Below are 12924 nucleotides of genomic sequence, written 5' to 3' on the forward strand. Positions count from 1 at the left end.
GACGTATCATGGGCCTGACCTTCGAGGATGGCCCATGAACCTCAGTATCCTGTACGCACTGGCCGCTGCCGCCCTCTTCGGCGCCAGCACGCCGCTCGCCAAAAGCCTCGGCCTGGGCCTCTCGCCCGTGCTGCTCGCCGGCCTGCTCTACCTCGGCAGCGGCGTCGGCCTGGCCGGCGTGCGCCTGATCCGTGATCGCGGCTGGAAACCCAGCGGGCTGACCCGTTCCGAATGGCCGTGGCTGATCGGCGCCATCGCGTTCGGCGGCATCCTCGGGCCGGTCGCATTGATGTTCGGCCTGACGCGCACGGCCGGCGCGACCGCCTCCCTGATGCTCAACCTTGAATCGGTGCTGACCGCCGTTATCGCCTGGCTGGTATTCCGAGAAAATGCCGACCGGCGCATCGTCCTGGGAATGCTCGCCATTGTGCTCGGCGGCGTGGTGCTGTCAGGCGCCGGCGGTGGCGGCACAAGCCACGATTGGACCGGGCCGTTGGCCGTAGCGGTTGCCTGTTTGTGCTGGGGGATTGATAACAACCTGACGCGCAAGGTGTCTGCGTCTGACGCGGTGTTTATTGCGGGCGCCAAGGGTTTAATTGCCGGGGTGGTGAATTGCAGTTTGGCGCTGTATCTCGGCGCGCAGGTTCCGGGCGTGGCGCAGCTGGCGCCGATCTTGCTGGTCGGGTTTCTGGGGTATGGCATCAGCCTGGTCATGTTCGTGCTGGCATTGCGCGGCCTGGGCAGTGCACGCACCGGCGCCTACTTTTCGACCGCGCCATTCCTCGGTGCCGCGGTGGCCTTGCTGGTGATGGGCGAGTCGGTGAGCGTGGCGTTCTGGGTTGCGTCGGCGCTGATGGCCGTGGGTGTGTGGCTGCACCTGACGGAGCGGCATGCGCATGAGCATCTGCACGAGGCGACGGAACACGGGCACCGGCACGTGCATGATGAGCATCATCAACATGAGCATGGGTTTGAGTGGGACCCGGCAGAGCCGCATAGTCATGTGCATGTACACAGTGTGATGCGGCATAGCCATGCGCATTTTCCGGATGTGCATCATCGGCACAGGCATTGATGCACTGACGGCTGGGCGGCCGGACATTGTGAGAAATGGCGAGGTAGCGTCGCCCTGCTTTTCAAGGCCAATCGTCAATAAAAAACCAGCTGATGGTGAGGCCGAAAAGGGAGAGACAGGTAACGAACGTTGGTACGACCATCCAGTACTTTAGGTGCCGAGGTATTTTTTCAACATCCTCAACAAGTACCATCCCTCTCCACTGAATGACTTTTGGGATAAGAATGACGGTAGCCATGGCGTATACGCGTTGGGGCCTTCCTTCAAAGGGCGCATTACGAAAAGTGTGCCTGCATCCGACTATGTAGCTGCTGTATTGCATATAGCGCTCGGCGGCATCGAGTTTTTTGAACATGGCAGAAAACATGATCGGGAAGCTTAGTAGCAAGAGGGCGCACGAGCCCAACACAAAATATTCCAAGTACATTCAACTCTCCACGGACTTATAGAGAAATTTTCCTACAAATTCTCCAGCGTTGCTTCCGAACTTGCCTGAGGTGAGTCCGCCCGCAGCACCGCCGACGATGGCGCATGCCAAAGCTCCGGCGCCCATTGTAGGTATGCCAAAAACAATCGCGCAGGCACTGGTACCGACAAGAGCACCCAGTGTCCCGCCCACGGATGCGCCGCCAACGCCAATCACCAACTTGCCGCCTTCAACATACTTCGCCTGCGTACACTCTTGCTCACGCCCAGTGGAACACGCCTCCGTTATCTCCAGCGCCGTCGCCCCAACATCCAGCGCTATACCAATGTAAGTCCCCTTCTTCAGCATCTGCGAAGCCTTGGCTAAACGCTTGACCCGCGCCTCATACCCCCGAATTTCTCCATGCTGCCAGTAGCTTTTACTGGAAATCCCGAGCATTTTTTTAATCGAACCTTGGTTTTTCAACCCCGTACCAAAGCGCGCCATGCCCGAGATTTGACTGTCCAACCTGGCAAACAGCGCTCTACGCTTAACCAGAAAGTCCTCCCTCGCCCCTGTGGTGCCCTTACTCAAATACTGCTTATGCAACGCCTCGATTTCCAGAAGGGTCTTCTCGACTTGCGCCAAATGCTTGCTCCAAGCGCTGCTGGCACTGCCGATGCCAACGGAGGAATAGGTCAAGATGGCCTGCAACTGATCATAGTTGTTGATCAAGAATTGGTCGGTTGCCGAGTACGCCAACAAGGCGAGCTTAATATTCAACGCCGAGCGCATCAGCTGTGCCTCTTCGGCAGTGCAAGAGGCGGTGCGGCTATCCCCGATGATCACCAATTGCCCAGGCAACACCAGCGTGTTGCGGATGTGTTGGTTGAGGGTGTCGAATTTGGTCTGGGTATGGGGATCAAGCGCCAGGCTCAGTTTAAGCAGCGGGTAAGGCTGCGGTCGTTCGTTGATAAATGCGTAGGGTCCCTGCATGCGTGCACTTCCAAATGACTGAGGCGCAGGACTATAAGAAGGTGCTACAACCGAGGTAAGACGCATATAGGGGTGGTTTTAACGTTTCAGAAAAAGACTACTTAAGTCGAAGCATATGCCTACGATTGCAGGTTCCGGCTGATCACCTGCCCCCATCAGTCAAGGGGATTGCGTGGATCTGAGCGAGATTGATTACTTCGGTAATGTCCTACAGGCCACTCAGAAGCATCGGCCTGCCGCTTCGATACCGCCAGGCCTATAGTCATGCGGTCGCCCACATGGCGATCGGGTTTGGCGACTCGACGATAAATCGACAGAAACGTCTCGGCGTATTTGCGGGATGCTTCTGCGCGCAATAAGCTGCTCAACGGTAGCTGTGCGCGGGAGACCTTCGGGTCTGCCGGTTTTTCCGATTGTCCCGGTTCGCCAACCTGCGTACAGCTGCCACCCTTTTGTTTGGCGACAAATGTGTGGTTGCTATCCTTCGACAACCGGAGTTCCACATATGAACCAATACATAGCCCTCACCAGCAACGACAGCGCCACCCCTGCCCTTTTTGTCGATACCACCGTGCCGCTGGAAATACTCCTCGACGCTGCGACCTATCGTCTTCGTGCCGTTACCCAAGTTATTGAGAACCTCGCACTACGTAGCGAGATAAGTAGCGATGCAGTTGTGCTCAGCGATTTCGCGCTGCTCTGCTCAATTCCGCTGCGCGACGGTTGCGACTTGCTGGACGTCATAGGGCGGCGGATGGATACGCCGTGCTCGTGATACAAGAACGGCACGCTTTCAAATTCAAGAAATAACAAAACCTCTGGTTTCTTACGAAATCAGAGGTTTTATTTTTCTCGTAGTTGGCGGTGAGAGAAAGCAAATATGTCCGCCCCCTTTTCTGCGCAGTTCTCGGTCTGGGCAGTGCGCGCACCGAAGCCTACTTCTCGACCGCGCCGTTTCTCGGTGCCGCAGTTGCCTTGCTGGTGATGGGCTAGTCGGTGACTGTCTGTGGCTTTCTGGATTGCGTCGGCGCTGTTGGCCGTGAGTGTGTGGCTGCACCTGACGGAGTGGCATGCGCACAACGCGGCGGAACACGGGCACCGGCATTGACGGCGGGTGCTCATGCTAAAGAGCTAGCCCATCAAGGCTGCTCAGCCACCACGCAATTGCGCCCGTTTTGCTTGGCCTGGTACAACAGCTGGTCAGCCCGTTCAAGCACCACCGCAATCGAATCGGCGCCGGGGTGCCATAGCGCGACGCCCAGCGAAACCGTCAGGTGCCCGACCGTTTCGATGGCCGCTGCGTCGATTGAAGCACGCAGTCGCTCGGCAACATCGATGGCCGCCTGAAGCGAACTATTGGGCAATAACAACACGAATTCCTCGCCACCAACCCTGCAGGGCAAGTCGTTAGACCGTGAGTTCTGTTGCATGAGCTGCGCGATCGCCCTCAGGGTTTCATCACCTGCCGCGTGGCCGAAAGTGTCGTTCACACGTTTGAAGTGGTCGATGTCCATGGAAACAACGGCGAACGCTTTTTCAGCGTCCTCCCAACGCGCCAGGACATCCTGCATCGCTCGCCGGTTGGCGAGCCCTGTCAGCGCATCGGTTTGCGCTTGCTGATTGAGCTTGCCGATTTTCTCTTGCAGCAGGGTGGCGCCGAGCAACAGTGCTCTGCGAATCTGCCAGCTTTCGAAATAACGCGCCGGGACTGCGCTGATGCGTTCGTAGCTGTCGGGTGTGTCCAGCCGTTTAGCGCACTCGGCAAGCCTGGACAGTGGCGCCGAGATCCTTGCGCCCAGCCACCAGATCAAGATGATGCCGAACAGCGCCAGCGGCGCTATACCCTGCATGACTTTGGCCATGGTGTGCTGCAGGACGGCCTGGATGTTTTCCAGTGGCTGTTGCGAAATCACTCCCCAACCACTGCTGGGCACCTTGGCGAAGCCCGCGAGCATTTCCACGCCATTGGCATCCGTCGCCTGTAAAGTACCGGCGTCCTGACTGAGCGCTGCATCGGCGATCAACCCCGTTCCCGTGACGCTGCCTATCTGCGCGGGATCGGTGTGATAGAGCACACGACGGGCGCTGTCGATGAGATAGACATGCGCCCCATCCTTGCGCACATTGGTATCCATCAGCGCCTGCAGTGTATTTCTCTGCTCAAGCCGGACACTGCCGCCTATCAGGCCCAGGTATTCGCCTTTCGCGTCAAATACGGGCTGGGTAATGAACACCACCAGATTGCCGGAGAGGGACCTGAACGCATTGCTGATTCTTGGCACACGAAGGCTGAGCGGCTCCTTGTGTTGCAGCGTGCGCCCATCGAGATGAAGGCTTTGCGGGGCTGAGGCAATGATTGTTCCGCCCGCGTCGGCGATCAGCACGGAGTTGAAGCTGGCGTCCTGGCCAAACAGTCGATCGGCCTCCTCTGCCAAATAGCGCTTATCGTCAAACGCCTTACCAATGAGCACGGAGCCAAACTTTAACTTGTCCAGGTCCGAGTCAAGCACCTGCTCCACACTCAGCGCGATCCGAGAAGCGTAGGCCTTGTTCACTTCAAGGGCATTCTCAATCAACTCCTGCTTCTGAATCTTGAACGTCACCCAGAAACTGTTGACCAATGTTGCAAAGGCAGAGAGCAGCACAAAGATAAGAATCAGCGTGCGAAGGTTGAGCTTAGGCTTCGGTCGAGTGGTCATTGTTGAACTATCCGGGTGTGCGGGAGAAAGACAAACGATTTCACCCTTGGTATCGCATCCTGGCCGAAAGCAGCCGCTGCCGTTGGCGAGGACGCCCGCCAGCCAATTCTGAACGCACTGAGCCGATGTGTCTGAGAGTCGACGCTATAAAACACCGTCAGTCCCAGATTGGACCTATATGGCCTTTTTTCAGACGCCAGAGACCACAAACCCCCGACTTTCACTAGGAAAATCAGGGGTTTGTGTTTACTTAATGTGGCGGTGAAGGAGAGATTCGAATTAACCACACCTACGGGCCTTTAAACCCTGTATTTAGGGGCTTACAGCTTGGATAGTAGTACAATCGAGTAGTACAATTCGCTGTACCACTCTCCTCTCCCAGCGTGATCCCATGGCCGATAACCTGATCCAGAAACGCGGCGAATCCACATGGTATTGCAGACTTGCTGTACCTGCTGATGTCCGGGCGGCTATGGGCGGCAAGACAGTACTCATTCGCTCACTACAGACCGGCCTACGCTCCGAAGCGATGGAACGTCGCTTGGTGGTGCTAGCGGAATGGAAGGCGCAGATTGCACAGGCCAGAGGGAAACGGGCTGCCCGTGGGGATACGTGGAAAGACCCCGTAACAAACGTGGCTCATGGATTTGCACCGGCCACACGCAAGCTCAAAACAGACGTTGCCCTCGGGGAGGCTGACGAACCATTGGCGTTCGCCGCTGAGGATGTTGAAGCGCTTTACCGGGGGTTTTTCGACGACTCGCCAGAGGGTAAGCAACGCCGGGCGAAAGCAGACCGGGTTTACGCCATGACAGGCATGGATGGCGAAGTGGCTAACATCGACTTTGCTACAGAAATGGCGCAGCAGCTCATGTCGAAGGTGTTTGGTGTAACGCAAGGACTCTCACCAATGGAAGAGACCGAGGCACTACAGATACTAGCGGCGCCAGATGCCCATAAACCAAAGTCCCCCATCACGCCCGCCAGACTCAAGGCATATCGAGAATTCCGGGAAAGCCGTGGGGGCGCTCCGAAACACGTGGACCAGCAAGTGGGCAAGATGGACCGGCTTTCGGACTACTTGAAGGAAGAGGGGCTGCCCCTCAACTTCGACACGGTAGACGGCTGGTTGAAATCCTTGAACCGGGCACCAGCAACGTTAGGCCAATATCTCATGGCTGGCACTTCGTTTTGGAAGTGGGCGACGAAATATGATTCAGGATGGCGCGTGGAGTTTGCAGATAAGGCAAACCCATTCACGGGCCACGAACTGCCAAAGGGTGGCGGCTCTGCGATAGCGGGGCAAGATAGAAAAATCTACGCACCCGAGGATGCCTGCAAGCTCCGTAACGTGGCATTGGACAATGCGGATCAACCGCTCGCCGACCTCATTACGCTGGGATGGTATACCGGTGCCCGGATTGAGGAGCTTTGCCAACTATCGAAGGAAAGCGTGATCACCGTGGATGGTGTCCAGTGCTTCGACTTCCTAGAAAGCAAAAGCAGGGCAAGCGAACGCATCGTGCCCATTCATCCAAGCTTGCTGCCAACCATTGACCGCTTGAGCAAGGCAAGCACTGATGGCTTTTTGATCCATACTACCTCTCGCGACCGCTACGGAAAACGCTCACACGCAATCTCAAAGGCGTTTGGTCGACTGCGTACAGCGGCTGGATTTAGCAAGCTCCACGTGTTCCATGGCTTTCGTCATACAGTAGTGACTGCACTGATCAGGGCGGACGTACCGGATGCACTGGTTAAAGAACTGGTAGGTCACGAGGTGGGCAATGTCACCCACGACACCTATTCGAAGGGTGCGAGCACAGCGCAGAAGCTGGCGGCTATCAAGAAGCTGCCTACGATCCCAACCCATTAACTATCACCAGTAAAAATGAGGACTGATAATAGTCAATGGCAAGAAGAGTCTGATGCTTGTTAGCAACTCCTGAAACTTCACGCTACTCGATTAAGTGCGTAACGCTGTCATCCCCGAGCAGTGGAGGTGTCACGCCCGATGGAAGGCCCTCAGCATGAGCGTGAGTCCGCCAAGATATGCCGAGAATGGCTTTGGCGACCTTTACTATAGGCTCTGCGTTCTTGCCTACCTTACCCGCCACGATACTTGCTTCAATTGCAAGACAGTACAGATGATCTAAGGTGGAAAGTTTTTTGTGGAGCTCTCGCTGAACCTCCTCCAAACGTTTCAGTAGACGCTGCCTGTGATCCGCAGAAAGCTCTTCACTGCCTACGATCAGTTCACGGAGACGATTAACAAGATCCTGCACTTCGTTTAGATCACCATCCGTTAACTCATACCCAAAGCTACCAGTGATCAACCGATTCATACGCTGCTCGATGTCAGACTGAAATTGCTCAGCCTTGCTGCGAGCCACCACAGCCTCTAACTCTGCATTCACACCAGAAATGTAATGGAAAAAATCGAGTGGATTCCTAGGTCTGCCTGCCACAATCGACGGAAGCTCGGATTTCGTAGTGATTAGCTTATTTCTAACCATCGAGTCGATGATCAAGCCGGCCTCGAGTAGAAGGTCACCCTGCGAGTTAGCGTTTGGCACCGAAACACCCTGTTTAATACGTTTACATACTTCAAGGGCGACCGCTAAAGGCTCATCATTAATCTTTGACAAAAACTCATCCGAAAATTCCACATCCAGCTCCTTAGTTGATACCAAAATGCTATCATCGCACATGCATGATGTAGGAGTGAAGAGATAGAGCCTATAGACTGTGCAGCTCTCCTCGCCAAAGAAGAGAGGAAATCACGACCAGCCAAAACCGTGCCGGTTTGACAATATCGTCGGTTCCGCTTTGGTGAGTGGGAGGATGTCTGCCATCACCACCGTAGTCCGCCTCGTTAAGGCGTAGCGTCAAGCCACCAAGCTTGTGCTGATTTGGTGGCCCCATGTTGCAGCACCTCTCTAGGCGAGCCTTTCGCCAGTCGCAACACCTTAGACCTTCCGGTCTGTCCTCGATCAATACCCAGTCTCCAAAAAACCAACTCCTAACCCTTGATCTATCTATTTATCAATATTGATAGCTAAAAGCTATCGAAAGCTTCTCTCGCGACGGAACGTCGAAGGGGTATCCACTTGAGAGCTACCGCTCTCGGGCAGAACGCCAGCAGTGGGCGCACTACGTGCCTTTATATAATCCAACGCTATATCGAGCTGGATATACGACCTATCTAGATCAATGCTTACAGCGCTGCTGTAGAGGGATTTGCCCAAAGGCGTTTTTCTGGGAGTACCCTTTTCCGCCGAAAAATTCGGACCACCTTGACGGGTGTTTGGATTCGCCAGCCTGAAAACGATCATGGCACCCGGATAGTTCCTCCATGTTCTTAACGAGCGGCCCTTACTCGCACGCAAAAGCCAAGTGAATATAAAATAAATGCTGGTCTGGGTGCCGCTGGGCTAGCTTCTGGCAGGCGCAGAGCTGTGTGCTGTCACTTGGTATCAAATGCAACGAAGCCCGCTCAAGGCGGGCTCTGTGGGCCGTTACAGTTAGGCTTTCAGTTCACGCTTGATCCTGTACACCGTCGCAACGCCGCAGTCTGCCAGCTTGGCAACATCATCCGCCGACAGGGTTGGATTCTTCACGATCAGTGCCTCTACCTTCTTCCACAATTCGGCATTCTTGCCCTTACCGGCTGGCTTCCAGCTGGGGTCTTCTGCTCGCTTCTTGGCTAGTCCTTGGTTGATCCGTTCAACACGCTTTTCTTGATCAAGGCGGGCCATGGTCGCCATCAGGTCAAGCAGCATGTTGTTGATCACCTCCATGATTTGCCCGGTGATGCCTTTGTCCTCAACCATCATGTGGGAGGTGGGCAGGTCAGCGATCACTAAGCGAAGGCCCTTCGCCTTGATAGCAGCCCTTAGCGTATCCCAGTCGCCCATGGAAAGACGGCTCAGGCGGTCTACAGACTCGCAAAGAAGGATGTCTCCCGGTTGAGCTACATCAAGCAGTTTCATCAGTTCAGGGCGGTTGAGCTTCGTCCCACTGATGTTCTCGGCGTAAACGCCTGCAATGGTGAGGCCCTTCTCAGCAGCGAATGCCTCAAGAGATTCCTTGGCACGATTTGCATCCTGATCCTTGGTGCTGGCCCTCAAGTACAAATGTGCGTTCATGGCTGCCTATCCTTTAGTCTATTGAGTTGATAGATCAAGGATAAACTATCCTGATAGCCAATTAAGGATAGGTATTTGATAGTGGATTCACCTATCGGACGGGCGGTTATCCGACTACTAGAGAAGTAGACTTCTTTGATAGAGATCCAGAGAAAAGGCGAGAAAGCAAAAGCCCTCTCGCCTGAGTGTTATTTCTTCTTGCCGCCGCTCGGTGGCTTCTTCGGAGCAGGCTTGTCTTTTTCTTTCACCGTCTCCCTTGGCCTCTTCTCCGCCTCTCGCTCAGTTACATATTCCCCAGTAACCGCATCACGATATCTTGTAGGCATATCAGCTCCTTGGTAGCACGTCGCCACACCGGCGACCATACCGAGGCTAGTTCAGGGAGCCGGGTTAGCAAGGCAGAAGAAACGAGTTTTAAGGCTGGCCTACCTACGTAGCACCCTGATCATGCTGGCGATGCCTTCATTGCTTGTATTGAGAGTTTCAAGGGCTCCAGCAATGTTGCTGTGAGCTGCCTCTGCCCCCTCTTCACGAAGCCATAGGGCTATCTCTTCGATACAGGCGCCCAGAGCGTTCTGGTTCAGCATATGCAACTCCAAGGCATCGGCTGTCACTTCGTTCAAATCATCGTCCATGAGGCATCCTCGGCTGTGGTGCCCGAAATCCTAGACCATTGGCGAGCTGGCTGGGGCTGGGTGTCGCCGTGTTGCACGAAAACGGTGATTCCGGCACAGAAATGGCGTTCTGGCGTCAAAACCTCGATTTGAGCGCAGCCTCGGGAAAAGGCTTAGCCGTATCCATCCTCAAGCCCCGGAAACTGAGGCTTACGAGCCATCCCAACGTAGATAATCATCCCCGTAACTCCAGCTAAGACGCCGTATAACAAGGTTAAAAGAGAGTTTTCAGAGGTTACTGCAAGGGTTGCCAAAACTCATCGACATTCATGTAGTATCGCCAGAAAATAGAAATCCGGGGGCATAATGAGTTTTTCTAAACGAATCGGTATCACTCCGAGCACCAAGGCCATTCAATCCGAATCTATGGATATGGACCTAAGAAACTCACTCTGGAATGCTATAACAGCGTTTTACTGGAGCCTCTATAACCCTCCTTACAACAGCGGAATGGGAAGAGGCGATTATGTAAAAGGCTCCAATCTGCATCAGCTAGCCTTAGCAATTTATATGTTTCACTACAAAAAACCCATCGACACCATTGAAACATACTGGGAATACTTCCTCAGTGACATCAGAAAAACATTTTACAAACTCCAGTGGTACGAAGTTTACGACTTTGTAGAGTTCATTGCACAACATGGCCCAGAAACAAACAAAAAGAATTTTCTTGCCGCTTGCAACCAAATATATGAACGTGAAAGCTCAGCATATCGATTCGTCGCCGAGCAAATCACCCCGATAACTTCTCCACAAGAAATTAATGAAATCGAGCAAGCGATACTCGGCTCTGACCGTTACAATGGAGTAAAGACACATCTTCAAACAGCTCTGGGCTTGCTAACTGACAGACAGAATCCTGACTATCGAAACTCAATAAAAGAAAGTATCAGCGCTGTTGAGTCGCTCGCTAAGCATTTGGTGGGCAACCCCTCCGCAACCCTCGATGGCGCTTTGAAAGTGCTAGAGAAGAGTCACAAGCTGCACCCTGCCTTAAAGAAGGCATTCTCCTCTTTGTACGGATATACCAACGACTCTGACGGTATACGCCATGCACTAATGGAAAACTCCGAGCTAACTCAAGCAGATGCTCGGTTCATGCTCATCTGCTGTTCAGCGTTCATCAACTTCGCCATCGACAGCATGAAAGGTTAGTCACTCCCATGGCAGAGGGCCCGCCTCATACGCTGCCGCATGTACCTGTAACACCGGTAGCGGCACGCCACCCATATGTTCGTCCAGCTCATCAGCGAACGAACGGAATGTCTTATGAACCACTACAGGGGGCTTGGCTGCTGAATGAGGCTGAGACACCACATTGAACACGATAGGAGCGTATGCCGGGATACGTTCACCGTGATCCATGACACTCGTGTGGCGGGCAATGTATTCATCTAGGATGTTCTGAATGGCTTCAACAGGCTGGCCGTGTAACACGTCAAAGACTGCCTGTTGCTCTAGGGCGTTGAGATTGATCCTACTCAAGTGCTGCGATGTAAACGGGGCTACACGCTTCCGCAGGATGTTCATTACATGGGCTAGTTCTGGCCGGTACGTAGAGTGGCGCTCAAGCTCAAGCAGGAACACGTCAGAGGCTGTGTAGGTGGTGGTCTTCACCACGAAAGATCCTTTTCCTTCTCTGCCTTCCAATGTCGCCTTGAGAGCCCTCAAGGCTTGAGTAGTCATGCCGTCGAGGCTGTCTAGGTAATCCCGCTGCTCTGGAACAACTGGGTCTAGGTGATCCTGTAGCCAAGCTGTCAGGGCATGGCGCTGGGTTGACTGGATCTTGGCAACCCTCACCAGGTCAGCTACTACATCAGGCCCAAGAAAGGTGATGATGCGTTCTACCGTTTGTTTACGTGGGGCGCCTTTGGCTACAGCGTGCTTGGATACCAAGCTGCTACGGCTGATGCTGAGGCCATGGCCGTAGTATTTCGTACCGTGAGCGCGGTTGAGGTGAGTCGGCGCCACGACAAGGTTTTCAGCGTGGTAGAGGCCAATGAAGGCGTGGCCTTGCACAGGGACAATGTGGCTGATCTCGAAGTCCTTGGTTTGGCCGTACTGGTTGCCTTTGAGCTTGAGTTTGTAAACGTCGTGCAGTGCTACCAGCGAATCTACGGTGTGGCCGGTTAGGATTTGCAGGGTCCCTGCACGCTCACATTCGTAGGCCAAGTGGTACAGGAATGCAGAATTGTTTGCTTTGGCAAGGCGTGCAGTTCGTCTCTTGGTGGAGGCGGCGAGCTGTTTGCACTGACGTGTGCAGTAGATGGCTGTAGCGCTCTTTGTACGGAATCGTTGTTTACATTCAGGGCATGTCGGACGGCGGTAAACTGCCTTAGTGGTGGTCTTGCTCGGTGCTGCTGTTGTCACTGGTATTGACTCCTACTTGGGTCGTCGAGGTATTGGTTTGGTTATCTGATTGGTACGTGATACGGCATGCCCCGGAACAAAAGGGCATTGGCTTGGAAACGGTGAAAGCTCGCCCGCAGGCGCGACATGTGCATGTCTTCATGCTGAAAACTCCAGATAGGGAATGGCCGGATTACCATCCGGGTGAACTACCACCCAGCGGTGGAGCCCTTGGTGATTAATCACTTCTTGAACAATGAACCGTTTGCGGGTTGTCCCGCACAGAGTCATGGCGGCTGTAAGCGCCGCCCCCGATGATGTGAATTCGTATGGCCTAGCCATATATTGGTTCTCCTGTGAGTGGGTAATGTTGTGTGCGTAGCACACGGAGGATGTCCACTAAAAAGTGGCTCCAGCCCTTATGTAACGTGGGTTGTGGCATATGCGAGAGGAAGCATTCGCCTACTAGAGGCATGATTGTTTGTTAGTCACGCTCTGGCGGTGGCAACCTGTGATCGCCCAGAATTGTTATCCAGCAGAGCCCTTCTGGCATGCCCATCATCACGCAAGACCAAAC

11 protein-coding genes and 1 pseudogene are annotated in these 12924 nt (G+C 54.2%); 5 read left to right on the plus strand and 7 right to left on the minus strand.

Annotated elements, in window-relative coordinates:
• Nucleotides 1–34 precede the first annotated feature (34 nt).
• The gene (locus A7D21_RS08925) at nucleotides 35–1075 is read left to right on the plus strand and encodes a DMT family transporter (protein ID WP_053257513.1); all 1041 of its coding nucleotides are present in this window, start codon (nucleotides 35–37) and stop codon (nucleotides 1073–1075) included.
• A gap of 61 nt (nucleotides 1076–1136) precedes the next feature.
• On the opposite strand, the gene A7D21_RS08930 is transcribed toward A7D21_RS08925, so the two are convergent.
• Both A7D21_RS08930 and A7D21_RS08935 read right to left on the minus strand, forming a co-directional pair.
• Nucleotides 1137–1502 (minus strand): hypothetical protein, encoded by a 366-nt coding sequence (locus A7D21_RS08930; RefSeq protein ID WP_053257514.1) that lies wholly within the window; start codon nucleotides 1500–1502, stop codon nucleotides 1137–1139.
• Entirely contained in the window at nucleotides 1503–2477 is a 975-nt protein-coding gene (locus tag A7D21_RS08935) for a hypothetical protein (protein ID WP_069551507.1), read from the minus strand.
• A 505-nt stretch (nucleotides 2478–2982) separates the two neighbouring features.
• On the opposite strand from A7D21_RS08935, the gene A7D21_RS08940 reads away from it, so the two are divergent.
• Together A7D21_RS08940 and A7D21_RS35205 are read left to right on the plus strand one after the other, a co-directional pair.
• Nucleotides 2983–3252 (plus strand): hypothetical protein, encoded by a 270-nt coding sequence (locus tag A7D21_RS08940; RefSeq protein ID WP_064453662.1) that lies wholly within the window; start codon nucleotides 2983–2985, stop codon nucleotides 3250–3252.
• Nucleotides 3253–3377: 125 nt separating this feature from the next.
• A pseudogene (locus tag A7D21_RS35205) lies at nucleotides 3378–3582 on the plus strand (EamA/RhaT family transporter); the annotation flags it as partial.
• 34 nt (nucleotides 3583–3616) lie between these two features.
• On the opposite strand, the gene A7D21_RS08945 reads toward A7D21_RS35205, so the two are convergent.
• Nucleotides 3617–5176, minus strand: a complete 1560-nt coding sequence (locus tag A7D21_RS08945) for a sensor domain-containing diguanylate cyclase (RefSeq protein ID WP_069551508.1) — start codon at nucleotides 5174–5176, stop codon at nucleotides 3617–3619.
• A gap of 391 nt (nucleotides 5177–5567) precedes the next feature.
• Here A7D21_RS08945 and A7D21_RS08950 point away from each other — a divergent pair, with 391 nt between their 5' ends.
• Nucleotides 5568–7052: a site-specific integrase gene (locus A7D21_RS08950; protein ID WP_069551509.1), complete on the plus strand. Its 1485-nt coding sequence runs from the start codon at nucleotides 5568–5570 to the stop codon at nucleotides 7050–7052.
• A gap of 82 nt (nucleotides 7053–7134) precedes the next feature.
• Here A7D21_RS08950 and A7D21_RS08955 read toward each other — a convergent pair whose 3' ends face one another.
• From A7D21_RS08955 to A7D21_RS08970, 3 genes are all read right to left on the minus strand, one after another.
• Nucleotides 7135–7845, minus strand: coding sequence for a hypothetical protein (locus A7D21_RS08955; protein ID WP_069551510.1), 711 nt, complete (start codon nucleotides 7843–7845; stop codon nucleotides 7135–7137).
• An 855-nt stretch (nucleotides 7846–8700) separates the two neighbouring features.
• Nucleotides 8701–9324 (minus strand): recombinase family protein, encoded by a 624-nt coding sequence (locus A7D21_RS08960; protein ID WP_069551511.1) that lies wholly within the window; start codon nucleotides 9322–9324, stop codon nucleotides 8701–8703.
• A gap of 425 nt (nucleotides 9325–9749) precedes the next feature.
• On the minus strand, nucleotides 9750–9959 hold the full coding sequence (locus tag A7D21_RS08970) for a hypothetical protein (RefSeq protein ID WP_069551513.1): 210 nt from the start codon (nucleotides 9957–9959) through the stop codon (nucleotides 9750–9752).
• 345 nt (nucleotides 9960–10304) lie between these two features.
• On the opposite strand from A7D21_RS08970, the gene A7D21_RS08975 reads away from it, so the two are divergent.
• The gene (locus A7D21_RS08975; RefSeq protein WP_069551514.1) at nucleotides 10305–11153 is read left to right on the plus strand and encodes an AbiJ-NTD4 domain-containing protein; all 849 of its coding nucleotides are present in this window, start codon (nucleotides 10305–10307) and stop codon (nucleotides 11151–11153) included.
• On the opposite strand, the gene A7D21_RS08980 is transcribed toward A7D21_RS08975, so the two are convergent.
• Entirely contained in the window at nucleotides 11154–12368 is a 1215-nt protein-coding gene (locus tag A7D21_RS08980) for a hypothetical protein (protein WP_141718209.1), read from the minus strand.
• Nucleotides 12369–12924: the final 556 nt, after the last annotated feature.

It is taken from the genome of Pseudomonas sp. AP19, from assembly GCF_001728855.1.
GTDB lineage: Bacteria > Pseudomonadota > Gammaproteobacteria > Pseudomonadales > Pseudomonadaceae > Aquipseudomonas > Aquipseudomonas fluorescens.